General features: G+C 69.2%; 29 protein-coding genes. 12 read left to right on the forward strand and 17 right to left on the reverse strand.

All coding sequences use genetic code 11. The features are described 5' to 3' along the window. Window positions 1-36: 36 nt before the first annotated feature. Window positions 37-1,098 (reverse strand): fatty acid desaturase family protein, encoded by a 1,062-nt coding sequence (locus tag OG257_RS02405; protein WP_329204355.1) that lies wholly within the window; start codon window positions 1,096-1,098, stop codon window positions 37-39. A 258-nt stretch (window positions 1,099-1,356) separates the two neighbouring features. Between OG257_RS02405 and OG257_RS02410 the strand changes: the two genes are divergently transcribed. The 4 genes from OG257_RS02410 (at window position 1,357) to OG257_RS02425 (ending at window position 7,819) form a co-directional block, all read left to right on the forward strand. Continuing rightward, on the forward strand, window positions 1,357-4,260 hold the full coding sequence (locus tag OG257_RS02410) for a DEAD/DEAH box helicase (protein WP_329204356.1): 2,904 nt from the start codon (window positions 1,357-1,359) through the stop codon (window positions 4,258-4,260). Continuing rightward, entirely contained in the window at window positions 4,257-5,552 is a 1,296-nt protein-coding gene (locus OG257_RS02415; protein WP_329204357.1) for an SWF or SNF family helicase, read from the forward strand. Before OG257_RS02410 ends, OG257_RS02415 begins: the two co-directional genes overlap by 4 nt. A 114-nt stretch (window positions 5,553-5,666) precedes the next feature. Then, window positions 5,667-7,025: an esterase-like activity of phytase family protein gene (locus OG257_RS02420; RefSeq protein ID WP_329204358.1), complete on the forward strand. Its 1,359-nt coding sequence runs from the start codon at window positions 5,667-5,669 to the stop codon at window positions 7,023-7,025. Window positions 7,026-7,237: 212 nt separating this feature from the next. Continuing rightward, window positions 7,238-7,819 (forward strand): N-acetylmuramoyl-L-alanine amidase, encoded by a 582-nt coding sequence (locus OG257_RS02425; protein WP_329204359.1) that lies wholly within the window; start codon window positions 7,238-7,240, stop codon window positions 7,817-7,819. Window positions 7,820-7,863: 44 nt separating this feature from the next. Here OG257_RS02425 and OG257_RS02430 read toward each other — a convergent pair whose 3' ends face one another. From OG257_RS02430 to OG257_RS02440, 3 genes are all read right to left on the reverse strand, one after another. Further along, complete coding sequence (locus OG257_RS02430; protein WP_329204360.1) at window positions 7,864-9,525, reverse strand: MFS transporter; 1,662 nt, start codon at window positions 9,523-9,525, stop codon at window positions 7,864-7,866. A gap of 215 nt (window positions 9,526-9,740) precedes the next feature. Continuing rightward, on the reverse strand, window positions 9,741-10,409 hold the full coding sequence (locus OG257_RS02435; protein ID WP_329204361.1) for a lytic polysaccharide monooxygenase auxiliary activity family 9 protein: 669 nt from the start codon (window positions 10,407-10,409) through the stop codon (window positions 9,741-9,743). Between the two features lie 117 nt (window positions 10,410-10,526). Continuing rightward, window positions 10,527-10,682: a DUF6131 family protein gene (locus OG257_RS02440; protein ID WP_329204362.1), complete on the reverse strand. Its 156-nt coding sequence runs from the start codon at window positions 10,680-10,682 to the stop codon at window positions 10,527-10,529. Between the two features lie 188 nt (window positions 10,683-10,870). On the opposite strand from OG257_RS02440, the gene OG257_RS02445 reads away from it, so the two are divergent. Beyond that, the gene (locus OG257_RS02445) at window positions 10,871-12,052 is read left to right on the forward strand and encodes an alcohol dehydrogenase catalytic domain-containing protein (RefSeq protein WP_329204363.1); all 1,182 of its coding nucleotides are present in this window, start codon (window positions 10,871-10,873) and stop codon (window positions 12,050-12,052) included. Between the two features lie 5 nt (window positions 12,053-12,057). Here OG257_RS02445 and OG257_RS02450 read toward each other — a convergent pair whose 3' ends face one another. The 10 genes from OG257_RS02450 to OG257_RS02495 are packed head-to-tail and all read right to left on the reverse strand — an operon-like array spanning window position 12,058 to window position 17,747. Then, the gene (locus OG257_RS02450; protein WP_329204364.1) at window positions 12,058-12,336 is read right to left on the reverse strand and encodes a gas vesicle protein K; all 279 of its coding nucleotides are present in this window, start codon (window positions 12,334-12,336) and stop codon (window positions 12,058-12,060) included. Next, window positions 12,333-12,560 carry a gas vesicle protein gene (locus OG257_RS02455; protein WP_329204365.1) on the reverse strand — a complete coding sequence of 76 codons (228 nt, stop codon included), beginning with the start codon at window positions 12,558-12,560 and terminating at the stop codon, window positions 12,333-12,335. Before OG257_RS02455 ends, OG257_RS02450 begins: the two co-directional genes overlap by 4 nt. Window positions 12,561-12,563: 3 nt before the next feature. Continuing rightward, window positions 12,564-13,400, reverse strand: coding sequence for a GvpL/GvpF family gas vesicle protein (locus OG257_RS02460; protein WP_329204366.1), 837 nt, complete (start codon window positions 13,398-13,400; stop codon window positions 12,564-12,566). A gap of 19 nt (window positions 13,401-13,419) precedes the next feature. Beyond that, window positions 13,420-13,773 carry a gas vesicle protein gene (locus OG257_RS02465; protein ID WP_443054246.1) on the reverse strand — a complete coding sequence of 118 codons (354 nt, stop codon included), beginning with the start codon at window positions 13,771-13,773 and terminating at the stop codon, window positions 13,420-13,422. After that, window positions 13,766-14,857, reverse strand: coding sequence for an SRPBCC family protein (locus OG257_RS02470; RefSeq protein ID WP_329204367.1), 1,092 nt, complete (start codon window positions 14,855-14,857; stop codon window positions 13,766-13,768). The genes OG257_RS02465 and OG257_RS02470 overlap by 8 nt, the downstream gene beginning before the upstream one ends. Window positions 14,858-14,863: 6 nt before the next feature. Beyond that, window positions 14,864-15,913: a histone protein gene (locus tag OG257_RS02475; protein ID WP_329204368.1), complete on the reverse strand. Its 1,050-nt coding sequence runs from the start codon at window positions 15,911-15,913 to the stop codon at window positions 14,864-14,866. Between the two features lie 7 nt (window positions 15,914-15,920). After that, entirely contained in the window at window positions 15,921-16,175 is a 255-nt protein-coding gene (locus OG257_RS02480; RefSeq protein ID WP_329204369.1) for a gas vesicle protein GvpG, read from the reverse strand. Window position 16,176: 1 nt separating this feature from the next. After that, on the reverse strand, window positions 16,177-16,932 hold the full coding sequence (locus OG257_RS02485; RefSeq protein ID WP_329204370.1) for a GvpL/GvpF family gas vesicle protein: 756 nt from the start codon (window positions 16,930-16,932) through the stop codon (window positions 16,177-16,179). A gap of 2 nt (window positions 16,933-16,934) precedes the next feature. Then, on the reverse strand, window positions 16,935-17,393 hold the full coding sequence (gvpJ, locus tag OG257_RS02490) for a gas vesicle protein GvpJ (RefSeq protein ID WP_329204371.1): 459 nt from the start codon (window positions 17,391-17,393) through the stop codon (window positions 16,935-16,937). Window positions 17,394-17,426: 33 nt separating this feature from the next. After that, window positions 17,427-17,747, reverse strand: coding sequence for a gas vesicle protein GvpO (locus OG257_RS02495; protein ID WP_329204372.1), 321 nt, complete (start codon window positions 17,745-17,747; stop codon window positions 17,427-17,429). A 125-nt stretch (window positions 17,748-17,872) separates the two neighbouring features. On the opposite strand from OG257_RS02495, the gene OG257_RS02500 reads away from it, so the two are divergent. Next, window positions 17,873-18,316, forward strand: coding sequence for a hypothetical protein (locus OG257_RS02500; RefSeq protein WP_329204373.1), 444 nt, complete (start codon window positions 17,873-17,875; stop codon window positions 18,314-18,316). Window positions 18,317-18,318: 2 nt separating this feature from the next. After that, window positions 18,319-19,338, forward strand: coding sequence for a PHP domain-containing protein (locus tag OG257_RS02505; protein ID WP_329204374.1), 1,020 nt, complete (start codon window positions 18,319-18,321; stop codon window positions 19,336-19,338). An 8-nt stretch (window positions 19,339-19,346) separates the two neighbouring features. Here OG257_RS02505 and OG257_RS02510 read toward each other — a convergent pair whose 3' ends face one another. Further along, window positions 19,347-20,711, reverse strand: a complete 1,365-nt coding sequence (locus OG257_RS02510; RefSeq protein ID WP_329204375.1) for a PP2C family protein-serine/threonine phosphatase — start codon at window positions 20,709-20,711, stop codon at window positions 19,347-19,349. Window positions 20,712-20,868: 157 nt separating this feature from the next. Between OG257_RS02510 and OG257_RS02515 the strand changes: the two genes are divergently transcribed. From OG257_RS02515 to OG257_RS02530, 4 genes are all read left to right on the forward strand, one after another. After that, the gene (locus tag OG257_RS02515; protein ID WP_329204376.1) at window positions 20,869-21,831 is read left to right on the forward strand and encodes an iron-containing redox enzyme family protein; all 963 of its coding nucleotides are present in this window, start codon (window positions 20,869-20,871) and stop codon (window positions 21,829-21,831) included. Between the two features lie 98 nt (window positions 21,832-21,929). Further along, on the forward strand, window positions 21,930-22,616 hold the full coding sequence (locus OG257_RS02520; protein WP_329204377.1) for a HemK2/MTQ2 family protein methyltransferase: 687 nt from the start codon (window positions 21,930-21,932) through the stop codon (window positions 22,614-22,616). After that, window positions 22,600-22,839 carry a CDGSH iron-sulfur domain-containing protein gene (locus OG257_RS02525; RefSeq protein ID WP_329204378.1) on the forward strand — a complete coding sequence of 80 codons (240 nt, stop codon included), beginning with the start codon at window positions 22,600-22,602 and terminating at the stop codon, window positions 22,837-22,839. The genes OG257_RS02520 and OG257_RS02525 overlap by 17 nt, the downstream gene beginning before the upstream one ends. Window positions 22,840-23,017: 178 nt before the next feature. After that, entirely contained in the window at window positions 23,018-23,455 is a 438-nt protein-coding gene (locus tag OG257_RS02530) for an SRPBCC family protein (protein ID WP_329204379.1), read from the forward strand. A 7-nt stretch (window positions 23,456-23,462) separates the two neighbouring features. Here OG257_RS02530 and OG257_RS02535 read toward each other — a convergent pair whose 3' ends face one another. Next, entirely contained in the window at window positions 23,463-24,701 is a 1,239-nt protein-coding gene (locus tag OG257_RS02535; protein WP_329204380.1) for an FUSC family protein, read from the reverse strand. A gap of 126 nt (window positions 24,702-24,827) precedes the next feature. On the opposite strand from OG257_RS02535, the gene OG257_RS02540 reads away from it, so the two are divergent. Then, window positions 24,828-25,046, forward strand: coding sequence for a DUF6480 family protein (locus OG257_RS02540; RefSeq protein WP_329204381.1), 219 nt, complete (start codon window positions 24,828-24,830; stop codon window positions 25,044-25,046). 36 nt (window positions 25,047-25,082) lie between these two features. Here the strand turns inward: OG257_RS02540 and OG257_RS02545 are convergent, their stop codons facing one another. Further along, window positions 25,083-25,865 carry a TetR/AcrR family transcriptional regulator gene (locus OG257_RS02545; RefSeq protein WP_329204382.1) on the reverse strand — a complete coding sequence of 261 codons (783 nt, stop codon included), beginning with the start codon at window positions 25,863-25,865 and terminating at the stop codon, window positions 25,083-25,085. Window positions 25,866-25,896 lie beyond the last annotated feature (31 nt).

Below are 25,896 nucleotides of genomic sequence, written 5' to 3' on the forward strand. Positions count from 1 at the left end.
TGCGACCGCCCATCGGTTCCAGCAGGCCGCTCCCGTTTAGCGCAGCGGCTCGCCGACCTCGTGCATGTGCTCCAGGGCCTGTCGGTAGGACTCGATGAGGCCGGTCTCCGCGTACGGCATCCCGATCTCCCGGCAGTGGGCCCTGACCAGCGGCTGCGCCAGGCGCAGGTGGGGGCGGGGCATGCTCGGGAAGAGATGGTGCTCGATCTGGTAGTTCAGGCCGCCGAGGAACCAGTCGGTGAGGACGGCGCCGCGGACGTTGCGTGAGGTGAGGACCTGGCGCTGCAGGTGGCCCCAGCGGTCGCCGTCCGGGTCAGGCATCTCCATGCCCTTGTGGTTCGGCGCGAAGGCCATGCCCAGGTGGAGGCCGAAGAGTGCGTGGTGCACGAGGGCAAAGACGACGGCCTTGGCCGGCGACATCGTGGTGAGCAGCAGCGTCGCGTACAGCGCGAGGTGGCCGGCCAGCAGCAGACCGGAGAGTGCGCGCTCGCGGACGGGCTGGCGCCGCAGGAACTGGAAGCCGTAGATCTTGAGGGCGATACCCTCGAGGAGCAGCATCGGGAAGAAGAGCCGCGCCTGGTTACGGGTGAGCCAGCGGGCGAAGCCCTCGCGCTGTGCCGCCTGCTTCTGCGTCCACACCAGGGCGCCGACCCCGACGTCGGGGTCCTTGTCGATGTGGTTGGGGTTGGCGTGGTGGCGTACGTGCTTGTCGTTCCACCAGGCCTCGTTCATGCCGAGGAGCAGGTTGGCGTGGATCAGCCCGACGCCGCGGCTCGCCTTGCGGTTCCCGGATATCTGCGCGTGGCCGGCGTCGTGCCCGAAGAAGGCGGTACGGGTCCACAGGATGGCCAGCGGAAGGGCGAGGAAGAGGGTCCACCAGGTGTCGCCGAGGAACACCATGCCGGTGATGACACCTCCGAGGGCGACCAGGTTGGCGGCGATGCCCGCCGCGTACCAGCCGGTGCGGCGCTCCAGGAGTCCCTGGCTCTTCACGGCCTTCAGGAGCGGCGCGAAATCACTGCCGGAGGCCTGGGGAGCTCCCGGGCCCTCCGATCCGTCACGGGTGTGCTGCGCAACGGTGGCTACCGCCTGGGGCATGACGTCTCCGGTTTCTGGGCATCTACGCTGACCTCGTCAAACGTACGGATGGCGGGCCTGCGGCTGCCATGGCGTCACCACCCCGGAAGTACGGGGGCCAGCCCCCTCCCCCCGTGGTGGTGCCGGCTGCACCCCAGGCTTCAGAAGGCAGAAATGAGTGAGGTGGATCACTGTGCATTTCTCCCGGAACGGGCCGTGGATGGAGTACCCTCGGCGACCCCGGGCTCACTAGTCAAATTTGAGGAATCTGACATCGCTGTGCACAGGCTCCCTGCGGCAACAACACATGACGAAATCGTCGAACTGTCCCGCTGCTCCGCAGTCTTCCTCCCCGCGGATCCGGCCCGTACCGGCCTGATCGCGTTCTGGAACCCGGACGGTAGCACCCCTCCCGGTGGTCCAGGGAGTTCGACGGAGCTGACAGTCGTCGGAAGCGACGCCCGCCCCTGCACCGTGCAGGCGTTGGCCATGCCGGTGCGCGACGCGCTGCCCGTTCTCACACGGGCGCGCGCGAGCGCGCACGCCTCCGCGGCGACGGCGTTCTGGGGCGCCGCCGCGATGCTCGCTCTTCAACTCGTCGCGCGCGGACTGCTCCTGCCGGGGCTGAGCCCGGGCGACAACGACGCCTGGCGCGCGGGCCCGCTGACCGCCGACGACCTGGAACGGATCAGGATCCTGGCGGCTTCCATGCCGCCCACCGCTCACGCGGTTCCGCTCGACGCGGCAGCGGATCCGGTCATGCTCGCCGAGCCCGAGCCGCTGCTGCGCTCGTTCCTCGATGCCGTCGCCGACGGGCTGCCACGCACCCCGGCCGCCGAACTCGTCACGGGCGGGCCCGCGTTCGCGGCCCCGGCCGTGCAGCACCTGCCCGGGCTGCGGCCGTGGGCGGCCGATGTGGCCGCCGGGAACGACGCGGGGGTCCGGCTCTCGCTGCGTATCGAGGTGCTGGGGCTCGCGGGGGCGACCGACGCGGCGGACGATACGGACGCACGGCCCTCGTTCCGTGCCGTCCTGCAGATCCACAGCGTCCAGGATCCGTCCCTCGTCGCAGACGCGGCCGATGTATGGGCAGCTCGCTCCCCCGGCGCCTCGTCGTTCGGCCCCCGCGCCCGCATGGACGCCCTGTTGGCGCTGCGCCGCGCCGCCCGCGCCTGGCCTCCGCTGACACCACTGCTGTCGGCCGCCGTGCCGGACGCGGTCGAGCCGGCCGACGAGGAGATCGCGGAGCTGCTCGGCCCCGCGGCCCGCGCCCTCGCCGCGACGGGAGTTCAGGTGCACTGGCCCAAGGAGCTCGCCAGGAAGCTCACCGCACGCGCGGTGATCGGCCCCTCGGACGCCTTCGGCCCGGACGACGAGGAGGGCGGGGCCGCCCGCCCCGCAAGGACCGAATCGGACACGCCCTCGCTCATGTCCGCCGACGCGCTGCTCGCGTTCGACTGGCGGTTCGCGCTCGGGGACCGGAGGCTGAGCCGCGAGGAGCTCGACCGGCTCGCCGAGGCGGGCAGGCCCCTGGTCAGGCTGCGCGACCAGTGGGTCCTCATCGACCCGGAGGAGGCCCGGCGCGCCCGGGAGGCGCAGGACCGCAAGGTCACGCCCATCGACGCTCTCGGCGCCGTGCTGACCGGGACCGCCGACATCGGCGGACGACGCGTGCAGGTTTCGGCGACGGGCTGGTTCGAGGACCTGCGTGCGCGGCTCGCCGACCCGGAGTCGCGGGACCAGCAGACGGTCGGTCAGCCGGCGGCCCTCGCCGCGAACCTGCGTGACTACCAGCTGCGCGGCCTCAACTGGCTGCACACCATGACGTCGCTCGGCCTCGGTGGTTGTCTCGCCGACGACATGGGGCTCGGCAAGACCATCACCCTGATCGCTCTGCATCTGCACCGGCAGGGCATCGAGCGCGCCGCAGGACCGACCCTCGTGGTGTGCCCGACCTCCCTGATGGGCAACTGGCAGAGGGAGATCGAGAAGTTCGCCCCGGGCACGCCGGTGCGCCGCTTCCACGGCCCGGCGCGTTCCCTGGAGGGCCTGGCGGACGGCGAGTTCGTCCTCACCACGTACGGCACGATGCGCCTCGACGCGGCACGGCTCGCCCAGGCGTCGTGGGGCATGGTCGTCGCCGACGAGGCCCAGCACGTGAAGAATCCGCACTCGGCAACGGCCAAGCAGCTGCGGACCATCGGTGCGGGAGCACGCGTCGCGCTCACCGGTACCCCTGTCGAGAACAATCTCTCCGAGTTGTGGGCCATCCTCGACTGGACGACCCCCGGACTGCTGGGCAGGCTCGGTACGTTCCGTACCCGGTACGCAGGCGTGGTCGAGGGCGGCAACGACCCTGCCGCCGGCGAGCGGCTGGCCGCGCTGGTGCGTCCGTTCCTCCTGCGGCGCCGCAAGTCCGACCCGGGGATCGCCCCGGAACTGCCGCCGAAGACGGAGACCGACCGCGCGGTGTCACTGACGGCGGAACAGACCGGTCTGTACGAGGCGGTGGTGCGGGAGACCCTCGCCGAGATCTCCGGCGCCGACGGCTTCGCGCGCCGCGGACTCGTCGTGAAACTCCTGACGGCGCTCAAGCAGATCTGCAACCACCCGGCGCAGTACCTCAAGGAGGAGAAACCCCGGATCGCGGACCGATCGGGCAAGGTGGAGCTGCTGGACGAGCTGCTCGACACGATTCTGTCCGAGGGGGCGAGCGTGCTGGTGTTCACCCAGTACGTGCAGATGGCGCGGCTGCTCGAACAGCATCTGGCCGCCCGCGGGGTCCCCACCCAGTTCCTGCACGGTGGCACGCCCGTCGCCGCGCGGGAGGCGATGGTGAACCGGTTCCAGGCGGGCGATGCCCCGGTGTTCCTGCTGTCGCTCAAGGCGGCGGGTACGGGGCTCAACCTCACCCGGGCCGGGCACGTGGTGCACTTCGACCGCTGGTGGAATCCGGCCGTGGAGGCGCAGGCCACCGACCGTGCGTACCGGATCGGGCAGACCCAGCCGGTGCAGGTGCACCGGCTGATCGCCGAGGGAACCATCGAGGACCGGATCGCCGACATGCTGGTCCGCAAGCAGAAGCTGGCGGATGCCGTCCTCGGCGGGGGCGAGGCGGCGCTGACGGAACTGACCGATGCCGAACTGGCCGACCTGGTCGAGCTCCGAGGGGGCGCACGATGAAGGACACCTACGGACCGGAGCGTACGTTCGCGGCCCTTCCGGCCGCACACGGCAGGGGATTCGCGTCGTCCTGGTGGGGACAGGCGTGGCTGAAGGCACTGGAGGACACGGCGCTGGACGGTCAACAGCTCAAGAAGGGCCGCAGACTGGCCCGCGAGGGCAGGGTCGGCGCGGTGTCCGTCCGGCCGGGCCGGATCACCGCGGTCGTGCAGGACCGCGACTCGACCGCGTACCGGAGTGATGTGCTCCTCCAGCAGCTGAGCGAGGCGGATTGGGACCGCTTCCTGGACATGGCGTCGGAGCGATCCGGGCACATCGCCGCGCTGCTGGACCGTGAGATGCCCCCTCATCTGGTGGAGGACGCGGCGGCAGCCGGGGTCGAGCTGCTGCCGGGGATCGGCGACCTGGAGCCCGAGTGCAGTTGCGAGGCGTGGGACCACTGTCCGCACACGGGAGCGCTGTGCTACCAGGTGGCGCGGCTCCTGGACCAGGACCCGTTCGTACTGCTGCTGCTGCGGGGACGTGGCGAACGGCGGCTGCTCGACGAGCTCCAGGTGCGCAGCGCCGCGCGTGCGGTCCGTGAGGCGGACGGTACGGACCCGGAGCCGGACGCCCTGACGGGTCAGGGTCTCCCGCGCGGAGTCCGGGCCGACGAGGCGTTCGCCGCGCGGGACATCCTGCCGCCCCTGCCCCCTCCCCCGCCGCTGCCCGCGGAACCGGGTCTGCCGCCGTCGCTGGACTCGGAGACGGATCCGGTGGCGGGCGTCGATCCCTCCTCTCTGGAGGTACTGGCGGCAGACAGCGCCGTACGGGCCTTCGCGATGCTGGCGGATGCCCTCGCCGAGGGTCACGAACGTCAGCCCGTGGCAAGCGGGCTGACGCCGGAACAGGACGCGGTGCGGCTGGCTGCCGCTACCCGGCCGGACGGGCAGGTGTCCGCCCGCCTCGCCTCGGCCTCGGGACGGCAGCGGGCGGACCTCGACGCCGCTGTGCGCGCATGGCGGTACGGCGGGACGGCGGCCCTGGCGGTGTTCGACGAGGAGTGGCTGCCGGGCCCGGAGGAGCTCGCGCGGGCCCGTGCGCAGCTGGCCGCCGCGTGGGAGGAGGGCGAGGGCCCGCAGCTGCGCGCCGCGAACAACCGCTGGACCGCGACGGGTTCCGGTGCGCAGTTGCGGTACGGGCGTGACGGGCGCTGGTGGCCGTACCGCAAGGAGCGGGGCCGGTGGCTTCCGGCCGGGCCGGCGGACGACGATCCGGCGGGCGCGCTGGCCGGGGCCCTGTCCGACGTCTGAGCGGCTGTCCCGTTCCTCACCTGCTGTCCCCACGTTCAACTCGATGTCACCAGACGTTGAGCGTGGGGGCAGAGCCTGACGACCGACCGAGCGTCAGTGCCACCAGGAGGCCCCATGTCCGCGCGCGTTGTCCGTCGATCCCTTGCAGTCGGGCTGCCGCTCGCCCTGCTCTCCACGGTCTGTGTCGCGGCGACCGCGGCCGGTTCGCAGGACGGCCACGGATCCGGCGGCCGCCCCGAGCGCACGGCGCGGGTCACCGGCAGTGCGGTGCTCGGCGATGTACCGCTGGCCGCGTTCAGCAACGGCCTGCTGCCGGGAACGGTCTCCGACGACCGGGACGTGATGCTGGGCGGCATCGGCAGCGACCTCTTCCCGACGGGCCGCAGGGGCGAGTTCTGGACGGTGACGGACCGCGGTCCGAACGGTCAGATCAAGGTGGACGGCAAGAAGCGGCGCACCTTCCCCGTGCCGGGCTTCGACCCCGCGATCGTCAGGATCCGCGTCGACGGCCGGCGGGTCGAGGTGGTGGACTCCCTGCCGCTGACGACGCGTTCCGGCCAGGCGGTGACGGGGCTGGCGAACCAGGCGAGCCGCGACGAGGCCCCGTACACCTTCGACGCGCAGACACCTCTCGCGTACAACCCGAACGGGCTGGACACCGAGGGCATCGTCCGTGCGCCGGACGGTTCGTTCTGGCTGGTCGACGAGTACGGTCCGTCGCTCGTCCATGTCTCCTCGCGCGGCCGTGTCCTGACGCGTTACGTACCGCAGGGCCTGCAGCTCGAGGGCGCGGACTACCGCGTCGTCGAGGCGCTGCCCGGCGTGCTGCTGCACCGCAAGATCAACCGCGGTTTCGAGGGCCTGGCGCTGCTGCCCGGCGGGGACCTGGTGCTCGCGGTGCAGAGCCCGCTCTCGCTTCCGGACGAGGACGCGGGCGAGTCTTCCCGCAACGTGCGGTTCCTTCGCTTCTCGACGAAGAAGCAGAAGGTGACGGCGGAGTACGCCTACCGCTTCGACCCGGTCGAGGTAGTCGACCCGGGCGAGGACGACACGTCCGAACTGAAGATCTCCTCGGTCGTCGCGATCGGCCGCGACAGCCTGCTGGTGGAGGAGCGCACCGACAGGTCGGCCCGGCTCCACAGGGTGACGCTGCCCGGCGGTAGCGGCATCCTGGGCTCGGTGTGGGACGACCCGGCAACCTCGCCCGCGTACGAGGAGCTCGACGATCCCTCCGCATCCGGGGTGCGGGTGCTGCGCAAGACCTTGGTCGTCGACCTCGGCACGGTCGCGGGCGTGCCCGGCAAGATCGAGGGGGTGGCGGTCACGGGCCGCGACACCCTTGCGCTCATCAACGACAACGACTTCGGGATGACGGACGGCGCGGAGGCCTTCGACGCGAACGGCCGTCTGGTGGACAGCGGCATCGAGACCTCGGTGACCCTGCTCAAGCTGCCCCGACCGCTGACCGGTTGATCCCGCACGACACACCGTCACCGGGCGCAGCCGTCGGTTCGACGACGGCTGCGCCCGGTGCCTTTGCACGCGCGTGGGCACGTCCGCTCCTCCACGGGAAGTCGCCCTCTTCCTTCGTCCGTATCGCAGCCCTACGGTGAGACGGCCGGTTACTCTGCCGTACATCGGACGGCCCGTCACGGACTACGGACGTCTCCCGAACAGGAGTGTCGATGCGCCGCAGAAGGATTCTCCAGAGTGCAGCCGTCACAGCAGCCGCGGCCCTCTTACCGGCATCGGTCCGAGCAGCCGCCGTCCCCACCGGCGACACGGACTATCCCTCGGCCCACTGGGCTCCGGCTTCCCCTTCCAACTACACGGTGTCGAGCCGGCCTTCGGCGTATCCCGTCGACTTCGTCGTCATCCATGTCGCCCAGGAGACCTTCGCCGACACCATCGGCATCTTCCAGAATCCGGCCAAGAAGGTGTCGGCCCACTACGTGGTGCGCTCGGGGGACGGATACGTGGCCCAGTGCGTACGCGAGAAGGACATCGCCTGGCACGCGGGGAACTGGGACCACAACACCCGCAGCATCGGCATCGAGCACGAGGGCTGGGTGGATCAGCCTGCGTACTTCACGCACGCCATGTACGAGCAGTCGGCCAGGCTGACCGCGAACATCTGCGACCGCTACGGGCTTACCAAGGACCGTGCGCACATCATCGGTCACCACGAGGTTCCGGGCAGCGACCACACCGACCCCGGGGTCAACTGGGACTGGGTGCGCTACATACGGCTCGTCAACCTGCTGTGACCCCACCGGGTCCGCCGGCGGGGTCACACCTGCTCGGTCGCGCCTCAGCCACCCGGGTCGCGGTCCGCGTCTCCGCCCCGATTCCGTACCGGCGCGGGAGCGCCCGCGGCAGTGTCAGTGTCCGGCCGGTCCTCCCCGGGTGCCTCCTCACCAGTCACTTCGCCACCCGGCATCATCGCTCCGCCGCGCAGGCGTTCCAGGTCGGAGGCGCGTACCTGAATGACGAACAGGGCGATCAGTGCGGCGACGACGGCCATGATCGCGGCGACGACGAACGCGCTGGAGACTCCTGAAGCCAGCACCTCGTTGCCCCAAGGGGCGGGGAGTTCTCCCGTCCTGCGGAACTCCAGTTGCTGGGCGGGAGTCGACTCGGCCAGGAAGCTCGGCACCTGGTCGGTGGCCTCGTTGCGGCTGGCCGTACCGAAGACCGTGACCAGAATGGACAGCCCCAGGGAACCGCCCACCTGCTGGGTGGCGTTGAGGACGCCGGACGCTGCTCCGGCCTCTCGCGGTGCCACTCCGGAGACGGCCATCAGCGTCAGCGACACGAACTGCATGCCCATGCCGAAGCCGAAGACCAGCATCGGACCCAGGATGCTCCCCAGGTAGCTGCTGTGGATGTCGGTGAACGTGAGCCAGCCGAGTCCCAGAGCCGCCAGGATCGCACCCACCACCATGAAGGGCTTCGGCCCCCACCTGGGCAGCAGTTGCGAAGCGATCCCCGCGCTGATGGCGATGACCACGCTGATGGGGAGGAAGGCGAGGCCCGCCTGCAGCGGACTGAAGTCCAGGATGTTCTGCACGAAGAGGGTCAGGAAGAAGAACATGCCGAACATCGCCGCCGCCAGGCTCAGCATCATTCCGTAGGTGCCGGCGCGATTGCGGTCGCGGAACATCTTCAAGGGGGTGATGGGCTGCTTCGACCGGCTCTCGACGGCAAGGAACAGACCCAGGAACACCAGAGCCGCGAGGAACGAACCGATGGTCAGGCTGTCGCTCCAGCCGTCCTCCGAGGCGCGGATGAAGCCGTAGACGAGGAGCACCATTCCGATGGTGGAAGTGAGCGCACCGAGGACGTCGAAGTGACCCGGGTGGCGTTCGGACTCCCGGATGTAGCGGGGCGTCGCAAGGGCGATCAGCAGGCCGATGGGCACATTGACGAAGAAGACCCATCGCCAGTCGAGCCACTCGACCAGGATTCCGCCCGCCAGCAGCCCGATCGCGCTGCCGCCCGCGGAGACTGCGGCGAACACACCGAACGCCCTGTTCCGCTCGGGTCCTTCACGGAAGGTCGTGGTGATGAGCGAGAGCGCGGTCGGGGAGGCGATCGCACCGCCGACGCCCTGCAGCGCACGGGCTGCGAGCAACTGCCAGGAATCCTGGGAGAGTCCACCCAGCAGCGAGGCGAACACGAAGAGGAGGACGCCGAAGATGAAGACTCTCCGGCGCCCGAGGATGTCGCCCAGCCGACCGCCGAGCAGGAGCAGTCCGCCGAAGGTCAGCGTGTAGGCGTTGATGACCCAGGACAGGCTCTCGGTCGAGAAGCCCAGCGAGGTCTGGATGTGGGGAAGTGCGATGTTGACGATGGTGATGTCCAGAACCACCATCAGCTGGCACGAAGCGATGACGAACAGTGCCATCCCCTTGCCGCGGCCCCGCGTCGGGGATTCGGCAAGTGTCGAGGTATTCGCCGGTGATTCCGTCATAGCATTTCTGCATTTCGAGCGGTAACGGGCCCCGTTCGGGCCATTGGTGAACGGAAACGTTCACCCATCGACCGTAGGCCGAACGGGCGTTCCTCGCCAATCGAACCCGTTCCCCCCTCGCAGCGGCGGGCGGGCGGCGGCGCGGATCCCGCCGTACAGCGGGATCCGCGCGCGTGGTCCCACCGGACAGGGGGATCCGGCGGACCAGTTGGGCGTCAGGCGAAGTTCACGTCACTGCACAGGAAGTACGTCTGGTCCATGTGCGAGGCCTGCCAGATCGTGTAGACCACGTGCCGGCCGCTGAGGCCGGAGGTGCTCACCGGGATCTCGTAGTTCTGGCTGGGGCCGTAGCTGCCGGTCTCCGCGACCAGCTGGAGGTCGCCCCAGGTCAGCGGCTGGGTAGCGGGGTCGAAGCCCTGTTCGGTGACGTAGACCTTGAAGTAGTCGGCGCCGTGGCTGGCCTGGTCGTACAGCTTCACGGTGAAGTCGCCGGCGATGTCCGTGGTCTTCCAGGCACCCACCGTGTCCAGAGAGTTGTAGCGGCCGCTCTCGGTCCGGCCGCCGCTGCACAGCTGGCCGTCGGGCACCGCTGCCGGGAAGTTGCCGCCCGAGCCGTTGCGGTACAGCCCGTTCCAGTTCCACATGGCGTTCGGGTCGGCCTGCCACGCCTGCCAGCACATGGGGTCTTCCTGCGCCATGGCAGGGTTCTGGAAGTCACTGCCCCAGCGAAGCCAGCAACCGTAGTTGCGGGAAGCCGGGTCGATCACGGAACCGTGGGCGTTCGCCGTCCCGGTCCAGGGGAGCAGGCACAGCAGCGTGGCGACGAACACGCCGCCCAGGCGAAGCACCCAGGTGTCTAACTTGACGCGATCATGACAATTCATGTTCGATCTCCACCTTCGGGAGTGGGGGGATTCACCGGCGTGGGAGCGCTCCCGCGCCACTTGGGGCTCTGCCCGGCAGCGCGTGGTTCAAACCAGCCGGGACACGCAGCCAGGAGCTCACCAGTAGTGGTTGCGGCCGCCGACCGCATGACCCAAGGACCCCAGGAGCCACAGAGCGACCCCGATGACCAGCAGGATGATGCCGATGGTCCACAGGACGCCCAGCCCGGTCACCAGGCCGAGGATGAGGAGAATTGCTCCAATAATGATCATCGTTTCCTCCGCACGTACGGCCCACAGCTCGAAATGGGGGCACTTTTGAGCATATGCCTGCGGTGACCGCAATGCCCACAACGCACTTTCACTCCGATGCGCCATCCATTCGCCGGCAGCGTATACAGGGAGGGGGCCATTCCTACGTGGTGCGCCGTATCCCTGCGTACCAGGGAGAGAAGGCAACGATGAAGGCACTCACCTGGCAAGGGAAGCGCGACGTACGCATCGAGACGATGCCTGATCCGAAGATCATGGATCCCACGGACATCATCGTGCGCATTACATCTACGGGCATCTGCGGGTCCGATCTGCATCTGTACGAGGTCCTCGGCCCCTATCTCGATGCCGGCGACATTCTTGGCCACGAACCGATGGGAATCGTCGAAGAGGTCGGCCCGGCGGTCACCGCGGTTTCGGTCGGCGACCGCGTCGTGGTCCCTTTCAACGTCTCGTGCGGTACGTGCTGGATGTGTGAAAAGGGCCTGCACTCGCAGTGCGAGACCACGCAGGTGCGGGAGCGCGGTACGGGGGCGTCACTCTTCGGGTTCTCAAAGCTGTACGGGCAGATACCGGGCGGCCAGGCGGAACTGCTCCGTGTCCCCTTCGGCAACACCTTGCCCGTCAAAGTGCCCCACGGCCCGCCGGACGACCGCTTCGTCTACCTGTCGGACGTGCTGCCGACCGCGTGGCAGGCGGTCGCGTACGCCGATGTGCCGCCGGGCGGAAGCCTGACGGTTCTCGGCCTCGGCCCGATCGGTGACATGGCTACGCGGATCGCCCTCCATCAGGGTGTGGAGCAAGTCATCGGCGTGGACCTGGTGCCGGAGCGGCTGGCCAGGTCGCGCGCACGTGGCGTCATCGCCCTGGACCTGAGGGAGCACGACAACGTGGCGGACGAGATCCGCCGCCTCACCCACGGACGCGGCACGGACGCCGTCATCGAGGCCGTCGGTATGGAGGCGCACGGAGCGCCCTTCGCCAGGGGAGCCCAACGGATCACGGCACGGTTGCCCGACGCACTGGGCGCCAAGGTCATGGAGCATGCCGGCCTCGACAGCATGGCCGCCTTCCACACGGCCGTCGACGCCGTGCGCCGCGGCGGGACCGTCTCCGTCGTCGGTGTCTACGGAGGTGCGATCGATCCCGTGCCGATGATGACCCTGTTCGACAAGCAGGTCCAGCTGCGCATGGGCCAGGCCAATGTGAGGCACTGGGTGGACGACATCCTCCCGCTGCTCGAGGATTCCGACCCCTTGGGCGTCGACAGTTTCGCCACACACCGGCTGCCCCTGGCGGAGGGGCCGCAGGCGTACCGCACCTTCCAGGAGAAGAAGGACGGGATGGTCAAGACGCTCTTGACCGTCTGAACCCGTCAACTACGCGGCAGGAGTGTCCCCAGCGGCCCCAGGTCGAGGTTGAGGTCCTCGGGCCGCACGCCGTGCTGCTCGCACAATTCGGTCATGCGCTGGTCGAGCAGCATGAGCGTGGTCCCGATCTCGTCGACCTGCCGATCGGTGAGGTCCCCCTGATCGATGCGGCGAATGGCCTGGCGCTCCATCAACTGCCTCAGCAGTTCCACCACGGTCAGAACGAGAGCGACGAGGTCGTGCCCGAGCTGGTCCGAATCCACGTCGACCCTGGAGGCGGTCACAGCGGACCTCCGTCGGCCCAGGGTGACGGGATCCGCTCGTTGACGGACGACAGCAGGGCATGGAGCGACAGCCGTACGAGCGGGACGTCGGCGATCGCGATCACCAGGTCTCCACTGACCACCACACCGGTTGCCAGCAACCGGTCCAGCAGGTCGACGAGCGGTACGCCGATGGGGCCGGTCAGCGGTTCGGGATTGTTCCAGGGCACGACGTCGTGCACCATCCGCTACACCTCGCCGACGAAGGAGTAGGGAACCCAGGGCCCCGACAGCTCGATCTGCGCGCCGGTGCTGTCCTGGAGCGTCCTCGTCAGCGTCTCCAACTCGCCCGACCGGCGTTCCGCGACCAGATACGTCGCGTTGAGCACCTGGACCCGGTGATCGCCGGCCAGTTCGGGGCTGTGCGGCCGCAGCCTGCGGGCAGCCGCCGCCACCTTCTGGAATTCCGCGTCCACCGTTTCCGCCATGCGGAGAGCCTCTTCCTGTCGCTGTTCGCGCCGGGCCTGCATTCCCCGTTTGCGGTCCAGATAGGCAAGGCCCGCTCCCGGAGCCGGACGGGCCCGGTCGGCGGGCACGGCCGCACGGCGCGGAGTGCTGTCCACGTCCTCCGCGGGGCGTTCGGTGTCCTGCGCGGGGCGTTCCGCCGCATAGACCTTGACCCCCCATTCCGAGTGGTCCGCGGTTCGGGCGAGCGCGGCACGGAAGCGCCCGGCCTCACCGGTGAGCGCCAGCCTGGCCCGCTCCTCGTCGTGGTAGAGGGTGGCCAGCGGCAATGGAACGGTGGGGCAGGCCGCTGCGGCGGCCGTCACGATGTGGTGATGCGCCCGTGCGTAGCGTTCGAGCTCGACCGTGTCGGACAGGCGTGCCTGCCAGGATTCGTCGGAGAATTCGGCGGCGCGAACGGTCTGGACGACGGCCGTCAGCTCTCCGAACGGCAGGGTGCGTACCGGTGCGTCCGCAGCGACGCCCGGCAGATGCGCGACCGCGGCCTGGACCGGGGCCCCGCAAACAGCGAATACGTAGATGGCGTTGCCGTCCGAAGATCCGGCTCCCGACTCCGTCATGTGCCTCGGTTCTCCTTGCTCAGTGCCTGGCCGCTGCGTCGTGCCCCGCCGGTAGTTCGTCCGCCTTCGACTCGAGTGCCTCCAGGCGTTCGCGAAGTTCGCGGTTCTCGTCCTGGAGCGCATTGCGGGCGGCGTGCGAGCTCAGCGCCGGATCCGTCTCCCACCAGTCGATGCCGGCCTTCTTCGCGGTGTCCACGGACGCCACGAACAGACGGAGCCGGATGGTGAGCAGCTCGATGTCGAGCAGGTCGATCTTGATGTCGCCGGCGATGACGATGCCCTTGTCGAGAACGCGTTCGAGGATGTCGGCGAGGTTGGTCGTCTGAGGTCCGGGAACCTGGTAACCGCCCTGCATGAGGTCCGCGTCAGTCACGGCTGCGCCTCCGGTTTCGGTGCTTCTTCGGCGCGGGGGCCTCCTCCTCGGGCTCCTCCTCTTCTTCTTCCTCTTCCTCTTCCTCTTCTTCCTCGGGCTCCTCTTCCTCCTCCTCGGGCTCCTCTTCCTCGTCCTCCCACTCACCGTCTTCCTCGTCGTCGTACTCGTCCTCGGGCTCCTCGCCCTCTTCCTCGTCCTCCTCTTCGCCCTCTTCCTCGTCCTCGGCCTCCTCCTCGGGCTCTTCCTCCTCGGATTCGGCTTCCTCCCGTTCCACGGCGTCTTCGTGGCTCTCCACGACTTCGCCGTCGCGGATCTCGCCGCGCCAGCCCTCGGGCTCTTCCTCGGTGAGCGTGACGTACCGCTGGAAGTGCTTGAAGTCCAGCCTCATACGGCGCCCCTGGGCGCGCCACAGGTTGCCTGTCTTCTCGAAGAACCCCGAGGGGTAGTACTCCACGACCAGGACGATCCGCGTCAGCTTCGGAGCGATTTCGTGGAAGCTGACAGCGCCTCGGGTAGTGCCTTTCGCGCCCTCGGAGGTCCAGACGATCCGCTCGTCGGGCACCTGCTCCTGGACGGTCGCCTTGAAGCTGCGGGACGACGGACCGACCTTGACCTTCCAGTCGCTGGTCACCTCGTCACTCGTCGAGACGTCGCGCACGCCCTTGGCGAAGCTGCTGAACTTGTCGTACTGCGTCCAGTAGTCATATGCGTCCCGCAGGGACACACCCACATCGAGGACCTCGATGATGCTCGTGATCTTGCTGCCGCTGGATTTGCGCTTGCTCTTTCCTCCGCCGAAGGCTTGCTTCGCCTTGTCCACGACGTTGTCCTTGACGCCCTTGGCCTTCTCCGAAACGAACGCCTTCACCGGCGATTCGCCCTTCAGGACACGGGAGCCGATCGCGGGAAGCGATCCCCCGTTCTCCGCGATGTCCGTGAGCTGCCCTGTGAGGCCGGTCAGTTTTCCGCCGGCCTTCTCCGTAAGTTTCTCCACCTGCGCGCTGAGAAAGTTCGACGCTTCTCCGCGGAGTCGGTCCATGCCCGACTCCTCGGCCTCCGGTTCGTCTCTGTCCGTCCTGGCCATGACTGGCTACCTCCGCCGTTCGGTGCGCTTGGACGCGGCTCGCTTTGATGACGCGGCTTTCTTGGCCGGGGCCTTCTTGGCCGTGGACTTCTTGGCGGGAGCCGACTTCTTGGCCGTGGACTTCTTGGCAGGTGCCGACTTCTTGGCCGTGGACTTCTTCGCGGGAGCCGACTTCTTCGCAGCCTTCGTCCCCGCAGCGGACTTCTTCGCCGGGGACGTCTTCTTCGCGGCTGTCTTCTTCGCCGGAGCCGCCTTCTTGGCAGCGGACTTCTTCGCCGGGGCGGCCTTCTTCGCAGCGCTCTTCTTCGCCGGGGACGTCTTCTTCGCAGCGGCCTTCTTCGCCGGAGCGGCCTTCTTCGCAGGCGCCCGCTTGGCTGGGGCCTTCTTTTCCGGAGCCTTCTTCGCCGGAGCCTTCTTCGCCGCCGGCTTCTTGGCGGGAGCCTGCTTCGACGGCCGCCGGGAGCCGCGGGACCTGCTCGGCTCCGGCTCCTCTTCGTCCTCTTCTCCGGCGTCCTCGTCCTCGAACTCCTCCTCCTCCCCAGGTTCTTCGTCTTCGTACTCGTCCTCGAACTCGTCCGGCTCCTCCTCGAACTCCTCCTCTTCTTCCTCGAACTCGTCCTCCTCCCCGGGTTCTTCGTCTTCGTACTCGTCCTCGTACTCCCCCTCGGGTTCTTCCTCTTCGTCCTCGTACTCCGCCTCAGGCTCTTCCTCTTCGTACTCCTCCTCTTCCCCTTCCTCGCCGCGTTCCGTGAGCCGGGCCGTACGGTCGCTGAGCGCATCAGCGAGCGTGTTCATGCCTCGGTCCGCTGCGGCCGTCAGGGCCTTTCGGCCCGACTCGAGGACCTCGCCCTTCAACTGCTCCTGCAGCTCGACGAATTGGGGCACCTCCCCCAGCCTGCGCATCCCTTCGGCGGCGAGCTGGCGTGGCTCCAGACCGAACCGCCTGCCCGCAAGATAGGTCGCGATGGTGATCGCCAGACGGCCCTTCTTCGTACGGCCGAGCACATATCCGCCGACCACCGCGGCCGCCAGAGTCACCTTGGTCTGGTCTTCCATGAGTCAGTCACCTTCGATCGTTCTGCACGGAGCGGACCCGAGCGACGTGCAGCCGTTCGAGCAGCTCTTCCTCTTCCCGTTCGAACTCCTCCAGGCTGACGTTGCCGTCCTCGAGCTCCTGGTTCAGCGCGGCCAGTTGGGCACGGAGCACACCGGGGTCGTGCATTTCGCGGTCAGCTTGTTCGTTCACCTTCTCCGCCACCCAGATCACGCCGCGGACCGGTGCGAGAGGAAGCAGGAGGATCCCGCTGATCAGCCCCATCTCAGGTCCCCGCCACCGATGCCCGGGCGGGCCGGGAAGTGACGAAGCTGTAGCAGGGCAGTGGTCCGGCGATCCGGAGTTCTACGAGCGCGCGGTGGGTGTTCGCGAACGTCTGCGCCTCTGCCCGGAAGCGGTCGCTGTCGCTCCGGTCGACGAGGAACGACACGTTCAGCGCGCATCCGTGGACCTCCGGCCCGGCTGCCACCGCCCGGGCCATGGGCGTCAGCGTGCGCACGATCTTCTTGCCGGCCTCCGCGGCCCTGCGCGTGAGGGCGGTGGCAATGGCCTCCCCGAGCCGGACACTCGCCTCGTAGCCGGGGCGCCGGCGAACCTCTTCCCGGAGCCGCCGTACCTGGTTCTCCTCGGCCACGACCGCCGCGAGTGCGTCCTGGGCCGGAAGGGCCTTGAGGTTGATCTCGACACCGTCGGTGAGGTGCCGCAGGGAGGCGAGATGGGCTTCCCGCGACGCGTCCAGTTCTCTGCGTACGGTGTCCTCGTCCGCCGCGATCATCCCGAAGCGCATGGGGAGCACGGGACCGATGTCCGCGAGTCCCATGAGCAGGTCCTGGTGGGCCATGAGGTCCCGCCGCCGCGCGCGGAGCTGCGGCGGCGCATCGCTCACCACAGCGGTGACCGGCCCTTCGCCGATCAGCCGCAGCGCGGCCGGCGGGCTCCCCACACCGGCGGCTTTCCGGGGGAGCGATCCGCCCGTCGGGACGATCGCGTAGACGTACACGCCGGTCGTTGTCGTTGTCACGCTCATGCCTCCGCGCGGCGTCGTCGGCTCGCACCTTCACGGGCGGGCGCCCGGCGCTTCCTGGGCCGCTCGTGCTGCTCTTCCTGGTCGTCCGAATCGTCGTCGTCGTCACCGCCGCCCACCGCCTTGCGGACGCTGTCTCCGACGGACTCCGCGGCCTTGCGCACCTTGTGCTTGCCGACGGACTTGGCCGCGCCCATGCCGAACAGCTCCGGGACGGTCCTGCTGCCCGAGTCGCGCTCCAGGTCAAGGCGGTTGCAGGCCTCGGCGAATCGCAGGTACGTGTCCACGCTCGCGATCACGATGCGGGCGTCTATCTTGAGGATCTCGATGCCGACCAGCGAGACCCGGACGAACACATCGATGACCATCCCCCGGTCGAGGATGAGTTCCAGGACGTCGTAGAGGGTTCCCGCACGCGGCGGGCACGGCGCTACTTCGTCGGCGTACATGGTGGTCATGGAGTTTCCTTCCGGCTGATGGGGCAACACGGGTCACTCGTCGGCGGCGCCCCGTCGGTACCGGCGGACCCTGCTGTACTCCAAGAGCTCGCCGTCCTCGTCCAACTGCACCTCGTAGGAGGCGAGCAGACTCGTCGTGTCGGGGATGCGCTGGACTTCCAGCACATCCACCACGACGCACCATCCGTCCTCGCTCCGCCGCACGGCGGACACCCCCTCCGTGGGATGGCCGATGAGCCTTTCCAGGCTCTGACAGGCAACACGGGCGGCATGCTCGGGGCCTCGCCGGGACGACGGGCGTGAGGCTGCCGCCTTCTTTGCGTGCCCGGCACGTGTGCGCTGTTTCTCTGCCATGGGATCCAGTCTCACGACAGCAGGGCTCCGCGCATCTTGGGCGGCAGGCCGACGAGGGCGCAGTCCTCACCCCTTCGGCCCGCCGGCACGACGAAGTCGGCGGAAGGAGGTGCACAGTCGTAGTCATGCGTGAACCACACGAGGAGAGCGGGCCCGAGGACGGGCACGTGCGCCCGCCGACCGTCGGGGACACCACCGTGGAGGCCCTCGGGGCCCTGACCGAAGCGCTGGAGACGGTGGAGCGGGCACGGGGCCGCCTGTACGACTTCCATCAGCTGACAGGTGGCGCGGACCTCGCCCTGGACCGGGCTGTGGAGCTGCTCCGGACGGCCGGTCACGCCGCCCATGCCGACCTGGTGGAGCGCGAGATCCTGGGGCGCAACGTCATCCCTGGCTGCTGGACCTACCAGGTCGTCGAGGCGTACAACACGACCTACTACCGGCCGTTCGTGGAGGTGGAGGCCCGGCTGCGGCAGGATCTCGTGGCCGGGCGGCAGCATCTGTACGAGGCGGAGATGAAGGAAGCCCGGCGTACCCACGGGCACCCCGACCACACCGCCGGGCTCTGACCGTGGAGGCGTCCACGGCCCTTCGCCGGATCGCGTTCCTGCTGGAGCGGTCCCAGGCTGCCACGTACCGGGTGAAGGCCTTCCGCACGGCTGCCGATGCGGTCACGGCGATGGGCGAGGGCGAGCTCGCGAACCGGGTGGCGCGGGGCTCCCTGGAGTCGGTGCGCGGAATCGGCCCCCGGACGGCGGAAGTGATCCGGGAGTCGATGACGGGTGCGACACCCCGGTACCTGGAACGGCTCGAAAAGGAAGCCTCGGAGCCGCTCGCCCAGGGGGGTGAGTCGTTGCTCGCGGCCCTGCGTGGCGACTGCCATACGCACTCCGACTGGTCCGACGGTGGGAGTCCGATCGCGGAGATGGGCAGGACCGCGGCGGAGCTCGGCCACGAGTGGACCGTGCTCACCGACCACTCCCCCAGGCTGACCGTGGCCAACGGGTTGTCTCCGGAGCGTCTTCGCCGTCAGCTGGACGTGGTCGCGGAGCTGAACGAGCAGTGGGCACCCTTCCGTCTGCTCACGGGCATCGAGTGCGACATCCTGCAGGACGGCTCCCTCGACCAGGAACCCGAGCTCCTGGAACGTCTGGACGTGGTCGTCGTCTCGGTCCATTCGAAGCTGCGCATGGGAGCGGCGGAGATGACGAAGCGGCTGCTCGCGGCGGTACGCGATCCGCACGCGGATGTACTCGGTCACTGCACGGGGCGTCTCGTGGGCGGGCGGACGCGCCCGCAGTCGGAGTTCGATGCCGACGAGGTCTTCGCGGCGTGCGCGGAAGCGGGGACGGCGGTCGAGATCAACTGCCGGCCCGAACGACTCGATCCCCCACGCAGCCTGCTCAGGCGGGCGGTCGCCTCCGGAGCCCTCTTCTCCATCGATACGGACGCCCATGCGCCGGGCCAGCTGGACTGGCAGATCTACGGCTGTGCGCGGGCGGAGGAGTGCGGGGTCCCGGCCGACCGTGTCATCACCTCATGGACGGCGGACCGGCTGTTGGAGTGGACACGGGGGGAGGGACCCGGCTGACGGTCCCGTCATTCCGCGGTGGCGGTGGCGGGGCCGGCGGCAGGTGCGGCGATACGGACCGCGATCAGGGCCACGTCATCCGTACCGGCCGTCGCGAGTCCGTTGAGCAGCTCGTCGCAGAAGGTCTCCAGGGGCTCGCGCGCCAGTGCCGCGGCGTGCTGGCGCAGTCGGGCAAGGCCCCGGTCCAGCATTTCGTCGCGGCGCTCGACGAGCCCGTCGGTGTAGAGCAGGACGGTCGAGTTCGGGGGGAGCACTTCTGTGTCGTCCGGGCGGTGCTCGTCCGGGTCGACGCCCAGCATCATGCTCCTCCCGCCGTCGAGGAATCGGGTCTCGCCCTCCCAGGTCACCAGGAGCGGCTCGGGGTGGCCGGCCACCGCGTAGTGCAGCTGCCAGGGCTCGTCGGGGGACTGTTTCTCGACTAGGGCGTAGATGCACGTCAGCGTCTGTTGGGGGTAGAGGATGTGGGTGGCCGCGTCCAGCCGCGCCAGGATCTTGCCGGGCGGCTCCTTGCGGTCGCAGGCGATGCCCCGCAGCATGTTGCGCATCTGGCTCATGGTCACCGCGGAGCGCAGGTCGTGGCCCGCCACATCTCCGATGATCAGCGTGGTGGCGCCTTCGGGCAGCAGGAACGCGTCGTACCAGTCACCACCGACCTGAGCCGTCGCGACAGCCGACTGGTACCGGGCGGCGAGCTCCACGGCCCCATCGGCCGGCAGGTCGGGCAGGAGCGAGCGTTGGAGGCGTTCGGCGGTGTGCTGGGCCTCGAAGTGCAGGCGTGAGTTGTCGACGGCCAGAGCGACCCGATGGGCGAGGTCCTCGACGAGGGAGAGCACGTCCTCGTCGAGCCGGGCCTCCGTCGTGGTCCGTACGAGCGTGATGACGCCCAGCACCTGACGGCGCGCCCGCAGCGGAGCGATCACTGCGGTGTCGGCCGTCATGTGGTCGAAGAGTTCGAGTTCGCGCGCGTGCAGCGGGTCGGCGGCACTGTGCGGCGGGAGGAACTCCGTCAGGAGTATCGGGCCGGCGCCCTGCAGGGCTCGTGCCGCAGCCGCGGCGGAGCCCTCGGTCGGCGGGAGGAGTCCCTCGTACAGACCTGGCGAGAGACGGTCCGCGTCGCGGTGCTCGACGACGATCCTGCGCAATCGGCCCCGCCGGTCCACCAGGTCGACGGCGCACCAGTCGGCGAGCCCGGGTACGAGTGTGTGGCACAGCCGGCGCAGGCCGGTCTCCTCGTCCAGGGTGCTGGCCAGTGCCTCCGCAGCGTTGATCAGCAGCGTCAGCCGGTCCAGCGCGTCCTGGACCTTGCGGTCCACTTCGTACGCGGCGTCACCGTCCGGCGGATCGCCGCCGTGGAGGTCCCGGTCAGCGCACATACGTGCTCCTTCGAGCGGGACGGGTTCCCGCTCCTTCCCCGATTGTCTGCCTGACCGGCGGGCCCGGCATGCGCCGGAAGGCTGCGGCGGGACCTCCGGCGTACAGTCGATCATGATGCGTGTGTGGTTTCCGTGGATGACGGGGCAGGAGGTGCCCATGTCCGATCAACGCACTGGACCTTCTCTTCCGCGAACGCGTGGCCCGGTGTCGGCGGGCGTGATCGGCTTTCTGCGCGGTGACGCGCCTCTGCCGGATCCCGGCTCCGCCGGGGACACCGATCCGTACGGCGAGGACCTGCATCTGGCTCTGTACGTCTGCTACGAGCTGCACTACCGGGGCTTCGCCGGTGTGCGACCCGAGCTGGAGTGGCATCCGGGTCTGCTCACCGTACGCGCCGAGCTGGAGGACCGTTTCCTCGCGGCGCTGCGCCGTGACGCCGCAGGAACGGCCGATCTCGACGATGTACTGGCCGGGCTGCTGGTGGAACCGGTCCGCGGGACCGGGATCTCCTGGTTTCTGCAGGACCAAGGCGAGCTGCGGCACATGCGGGCCTACGCGGTGCAGCGCTCCCTCTACCACCTCAAGGAGGCCGACCCGCACGCCTGGGTGCTGCCACGGCTGAGCGGACGGGCCAAGGCAGGCATGGCCGCGATCGAGTACGACGAGTTCGGAGGCGGACGTGCCGACCGCGTCCACGCACAGCTCTTCGCCGACCTGATGGACGATCTGGGTCTCGACAGCACGTACGGCCGGTATCTGGACGACGGTTGCGCGGAGATGCTGGCCCTGGTGAACCTGATGTCGCTCTTCGGCCTGCACCGGCGGCTGCGCGGGGCACTGGTGGGGCATTTCGCCGCTGTCGAGATCACCTCCTCACCCGCTTCCCGCCGTCTGGCCCACGCCATGAAAAGAACGGGTGCGGGGGCGGCCGCGGAGTTCTTCTACACGGAACACGTCGAAGCCGATGCGGTCCACGAGCAAGTGGTGCGCCGTGACGTCATCGGCGGGCTGCTCGACGACGAACCGGAGCTGGCATCCGACATCGCCTTCGGTGTCACCGCGACCTCCTGTCTGGAGGACAGGCTCGGGGACCGGCTGCTGGCGGACTGGCGAGCCTGATCCAGCCGCTCCCTTCACACGGATCCGCGGAGCCATGGATTCGTTCCATCGAGTCGGACCCACTACCCCAGTCGTTTCACGGAGCCAAGGAGTCCGGAATGTCCGCGGAACTTACCGAGAAGCCGGCCCGTCCGACTCGGCTGCTGAAACTCCCCGGCGTGTACGCACCGCAGCACGACACACGCCTTCTCATGGCGGCCCTGGACCGGGAGGAGATCGCTCCCGGCACACACGTCCTGGATCTCGGTACGGGAAGCGGTGCGCTCGCCCTGCACGCGGCACGGCTGGGGGCGCGGGTGACCGCCGTGGACATCGCGTGGCGGGCCGTGGTGACCGCGCGGCTGAACGCGTTGCTGTACCGCCGGCGCATCACCGTGCAGCGCAGCGACCTCCTGTCCGCACTGCCCGGCAGGTCCTACGACCTGGTGATCTGCAATCCGCCCTACGTCCCGTCCCCCATCGGCCGACTACCGGGGCACGGTTCCGCCCAGGCCTGGGACGCCGGGTGCGACGGACGCGCGGTCCTCGACCGTGTCTGCGCCGCGGCTCCGGCAGCACTGCGTCCCGGCGGCCGCCTGCTGATGGTCCACTCCGGCCTGTGCGACAGCGACGCGACCCTGCGCCGCCTGTCGGACGCCGGTCTGTACGCGCGTGTGAGCGACCGCGCCCGCGTACCCCTCGGGCCCGTACTGCGGTCCAGACTCCGGTGGCTGAGGGAGTCGGGCCTGGTGGGCCGGAGCGACACGACTGAGGAACTGGTGGTCATCCGTGCCGAACACCCCTGAACGTCCCCGCAGGATCTCTGTCGACGACGAAGGCCCTCTGCTGATCGAAGGGCCCGTGGAAGTCACGTGTGCAGACGGACGTGTGGCCGTTTCGAACCGGTTCGTCGTCGCCGTCTGCACCTGCCGGCGAAGCCGGATGTACCCGTGGTGCGACACCAGCCACCGCCGTCGTACGAACCCTGAGGTGGACGGGACCGACGGTCCCGCCCCCCGACCGCGGTGAGGACAGCTGCGCACACCGGACCATCCCACGAGCCCGTTCACCCGTATGGCCCAGTGCCGCCTCCGGCGAGGCGGCTGCCGGACTCACGCCTCGCCGAGCGGGGGAGCCGGACCCGGCGGACCGTCCTACGCTGGGAGTGCGGGTGGGGACGACCGCACGCCAGAGGCCGGAGGTACTCATGGCTGTACGGCACAAACTGATCAAGAGGAGCGGGGACGCGGTCTGGGCCGTCCTGTCCGACGGGGAACGCTACGACCGGTGGGTGGTCGGCACAGCGGACTCCCGTCCCGCGAAGGGTCGGTGGCCGGAAGTCGGTTCCACCATCGCGTACCGGGTCAGGATCGGCCCCTTCGCTCTGGACAACGAGACAGTCGTGCGCCGATGCGATCCGCCGCGGATCCTGGAACTCGAGATCGACAGCGGGCAGCTGGGTACGGCGAGGGTCGCGTTCGAAGTCCGCCCGTGGGGCGATGACACCTTGCTGATCGTTGACGAGCACCCCCTGCGAGGCGCGGGCGCCGCACTGCACAACGTGGCCGTCGACGCACTGATCCAGTTGCGCCACCGGGCCATGCTCAACCGGCTGGCCAAGGTCTGTGAGGCCGAGGAGGGGTGAGGCCCCCTCAGACCTCTGCCCGCGGCCTGGCCTGCGTCGCCCCGCGCAGCCGGCGGAGCACCGACTGGATACGGGGATGGCGCTCGTGCATTTCCGCGGAATGGCGGTCGAGCTCCTCACCCAGGCGTTCCGTGCGCTTGCCGATGTCGAGTTCGTCGAGGATGCGGTCGACCTCGGCGAGCAGCGCCCCGTGCAGCTGCCACTGCCTGGGGTACTCCTGAACGTCCTCGAGCAGCAGGTCCGCCACCCGGTCGCGGGTCGCGCGGCTGCGTTCGAGTGCCTCGGCGAGGCGCTCCTCGGCTTCCTCCCCGCTGGCGGCGATCGGGGTCGTGATCATGACCGCGAAGCCCTCGATCGCGTCCGACATGTGTCCGAACAGCTCACGCAGGGATACGGCCACGTCCTCGGGGAAGAGTGACTCGTCCGTACGCGCCTTGGCCAGGTCGGTCAGGGTGCGGGTCAGCACACGGAGCACCACGGCGCAGATCTCCAGGGTGTCGAGTCCGGTGCGAAGCACCACGCGGTACAGCATCCCCTGCCGTACCCGGGGGTTGAGCATCAGACTCTCCTCGGCCTGGCGCAGCGAGGCGTCCACCTCCACGATGTCGTGGTCCAGCCTGCGTGCTTCGTGCAGGCGTGCAGCGGCTTCCGGCACCGGGTGGTTGCCGCCGATCTCCTCGCCCAGTGCCCGGAACATGCTGCCCATCCGCTCCCCCAGGCCGCCGATGGAGACGCCCGCCGTCTCGACCCAGACGGGCGGCGCGAACAGGAGGTTGAACAGGAGCCCGACCCCTGCGCCGATGAGCGTCTCGAACACCCGCTCCCATGCGGTGTCGGCGACCTGTGCGACGCCGAGAACGAGCATCGCGCTGATGGCCACCTCGGGTACGAACTCGTTCACTCGGACGAAGCGCCCGATCAGCAGCGAGGTGAAGATCGTCAGGCCCAGACTCCACCAGCTCAGCCCCACCAGGGAGCTGAAGCCGCTGGCGATCAGCACTCCGACGACGACCGAGTTCACCCGTCGGATCCCGGTGGTGAGCGTGGCGTAGAGCGTCACCTGCACCACGAGCAGAGCCGTGAGCGGGGCGGTCAGGGGCGCCGGGTGGGGCTCGGGCAGAACAGCCTCGGCCACGGCGAAGGCGATGACGGCCGCGGCGGTGGACCGCAGCAGCTGCGCCGCGGCGGGCTCGGTGGTGCGCTGCACGAGTTTGATGACGGGCGCGGGCGCAGATACTCCAGGCATTCCTTGACGGTGCCCCGAACCGGGGTGCCGCAGCGCTTCGAAGGGCAGGCAGACTCCGTACGGAGGTACCGGCGCCCCTCCAGGACCTGCGATGCGGGGCGGGCACAGCGGGAGGATCGTGGAGGTATGGCTATCTCACAGACTCCCCCGGTCTCGCTGTCATCCGCGCGCACCCGCATGCCCCCGGGCGAAACGCCTCCGGGTGAAGGGTGCATCAGCGAGGCACATGTCGAACGCGCGGACGGCGGCATCTGGGAGCATCCGGCCTTCTGGGCCGCGGTGGTACTGCTCGGCTCGGCCGTCGTCGCCGCGTACTTCATCGCGCGCATCTTCGGCTTCACATGAGCGGTACCGGGACACCGGTCACCTGCAGGCCCGTGCTCAGCCGCCCGCTGAGCGCGGGCTACCTCCTGGTTCGCTGCGGATCCTGTTCATCGAAGCCGGGGCCGAGCCGCTGAATCTTTCCAGCAACGCTTCCAGGCCTGACGCCAGCCCTTCCGGCCCGCCTCGGCCGGCCAGCGAAGGCGCTGTCGCCCTCAATCGCGGAAACTCCTGCACGGACATGCGGTGCAGTCCGAGCCGGAAGCCTGGGTCTGTCTCCTCGGGCGCATCGACCATTGCGCGCAGTTCCACGAGCAGATAGCCGAGCAGCCACGCGGTGAAGGCACGGTGCAGGGACACTGCTGTGGGCTCGGCAATGCGCGCGTCGTCGAGCAGGGCCAGGACTCGCTCGTCACTGCGGAGCACGGCCGCCGGGCGGCGGGCGAGCGGCGTGGACAGGAGGCGGGTCGCCAGGAGCGGCACGACGTTGGGGTGGCGCATGGCGACTTCATAGGTGGCGTGTGCACGGCGATGCAGCTCCTCCTGCCACGCCGCGGCGTCCGCGGCGTTCCCTGCGTCCGCGGTCAGAGTGTCCTCCAGCTCCTGGTCGAAGGCTTCCACCAGACCGTCGAGCAAGGCGTCCTTGTTGGGCGCGTACCGGTACAGGGCCATCGCCTCGACCCCCAGCTCCGCACCGAGCTTGCGCATGCTGAGGCCGGAGAGGCCGTCCCGGTCCACCACTTCCAAGGCGCTGGCAAGAACCCGTGCCCTGCTCAGGTGCCCGTACTTCCCACGGTCGGAGGCCCGCCGCCGGGGCTTCTCGCCCCCGGAATCGTTCGGCATGCCGCGTGCCCACCTCGCTTTCGCCTGCTCC

Source organism: Streptomyces sp. NBC_00683, from assembly GCF_036226745.1.
Classification (GTDB): domain Bacteria; phylum Actinomycetota; class Actinomycetes; order Streptomycetales; family Streptomycetaceae; genus Streptomyces.

What these genes read in the sequence shown, in the direction of transcription:
- OG257_RS02480 (WP_329204369.1), bottom strand. Translation starts at nt 16,175, where the DNA reads ATGGGGCTGATCAGCGGGATCCTCCTGCTTCCTCTCGCACCGGTCCGC.
- OG257_RS02540 (WP_329204381.1), top strand. Translation starts at nt 24,828, where the DNA reads ATGGCTATCTCACAGACTCCCCCGGTCTCGCTGTCATCCGCGCGCACC.
- OG257_RS02495 (WP_329204372.1), bottom strand. Translation starts at nt 17,747, where the DNA reads ATGGCAGAGAAACAGCGCACACGTGCCGGGCACGCAAAGAAGGCGGCA.
- OG257_RS02475 (WP_329204368.1), bottom strand. Translation starts at nt 15,913, where the DNA reads ATGGAAGACCAGACCAAGGTGACTCTGGCGGCCGCGGTGGTCGGCGGA.
- OG257_RS02430 (WP_329204360.1), bottom strand. Translation starts at nt 9,525, where the DNA reads ATGACGGAATCACCGGCGAATACCTCGACACTTGCCGAATCCCCGACG.
- OG257_RS02425 (WP_329204359.1), top strand. Translation starts at nt 7,238, where the DNA reads ATGCGCCGCAGAAGGATTCTCCAGAGTGCAGCCGTCACAGCAGCCGCG.
- OG257_RS02445 (WP_329204363.1), top strand. Translation starts at nt 10,871, where the DNA reads ATGAAGGCACTCACCTGGCAAGGGAAGCGCGACGTACGCATCGAGACG.
- OG257_RS02405 (WP_329204355.1), bottom strand. Translation starts at nt 1,098, where the DNA reads ATGCCCCAGGCGGTAGCCACCGTTGCGCAGCACACCCGTGACGGATCG.
- OG257_RS02545 (WP_329204382.1), bottom strand. Translation starts at nt 25,865, where the DNA reads ATGCCGAACGATTCCGGGGGCGAGAAGCCCCGGCGGCGGGCCTCCGAC.
- OG257_RS02510 (WP_329204375.1), bottom strand. Translation starts at nt 20,711, where the DNA reads ATGTGCGCTGACCGGGACCTCCACGGCGGCGATCCGCCGGACGGTGAC.
- OG257_RS02530 (WP_329204379.1), top strand. Translation starts at nt 23,018, where the DNA reads ATGGCTGTACGGCACAAACTGATCAAGAGGAGCGGGGACGCGGTCTGG.
- OG257_RS02415 (WP_329204357.1), top strand. Translation starts at nt 4,257, where the DNA reads ATGAAGGACACCTACGGACCGGAGCGTACGTTCGCGGCCCTTCCGGCC.
- OG257_RS02435 (WP_329204361.1), bottom strand. Translation starts at nt 10,409, where the DNA reads ATGAATTGTCATGATCGCGTCAAGTTAGACACCTGGGTGCTTCGCCTG.
- OG257_RS02470 (WP_329204367.1), bottom strand. Translation starts at nt 14,857, where the DNA reads ATGGCCAGGACGGACAGAGACGAACCGGAGGCCGAGGAGTCGGGCATG.
- OG257_RS02500 (WP_329204373.1), top strand. Translation starts at nt 17,873, where the DNA reads ATGCGTGAACCACACGAGGAGAGCGGGCCCGAGGACGGGCACGTGCGC.
- OG257_RS02455 (WP_329204365.1), bottom strand. Translation starts at nt 12,560, where the DNA reads ATGGTGCACGACGTCGTGCCCTGGAACAATCCCGAACCGCTGACCGGC.
- OG257_RS02440 (WP_329204362.1), bottom strand. Translation starts at nt 10,682, where the DNA reads ATGATCATTATTGGAGCAATTCTCCTCATCCTCGGCCTGGTGACCGGG.
- OG257_RS02520 (WP_329204377.1), top strand. Translation starts at nt 21,930, where the DNA reads ATGTCCGCGGAACTTACCGAGAAGCCGGCCCGTCCGACTCGGCTGCTG.
- gvpJ (WP_329204371.1), bottom strand. Translation starts at nt 17,393, where the DNA reads ATGACCACCATGTACGCCGACGAAGTAGCGCCGTGCCCGCCGCGTGCG.
- OG257_RS02535 (WP_329204380.1), bottom strand. Translation starts at nt 24,701, where the DNA reads ATGCCTGGAGTATCTGCGCCCGCGCCCGTCATCAAACTCGTGCAGCGC.
- OG257_RS02460 (WP_329204366.1), bottom strand. Translation starts at nt 13,400, where the DNA reads ATGACGGAGTCGGGAGCCGGATCTTCGGACGGCAACGCCATCTACGTA.
- OG257_RS02420 (WP_329204358.1), top strand. Translation starts at nt 5,667, where the DNA reads ATGTCCGCGCGCGTTGTCCGTCGATCCCTTGCAGTCGGGCTGCCGCTC.
- OG257_RS02515 (WP_329204376.1), top strand. Translation starts at nt 20,869, where the DNA reads ATGTCCGATCAACGCACTGGACCTTCTCTTCCGCGAACGCGTGGCCCG.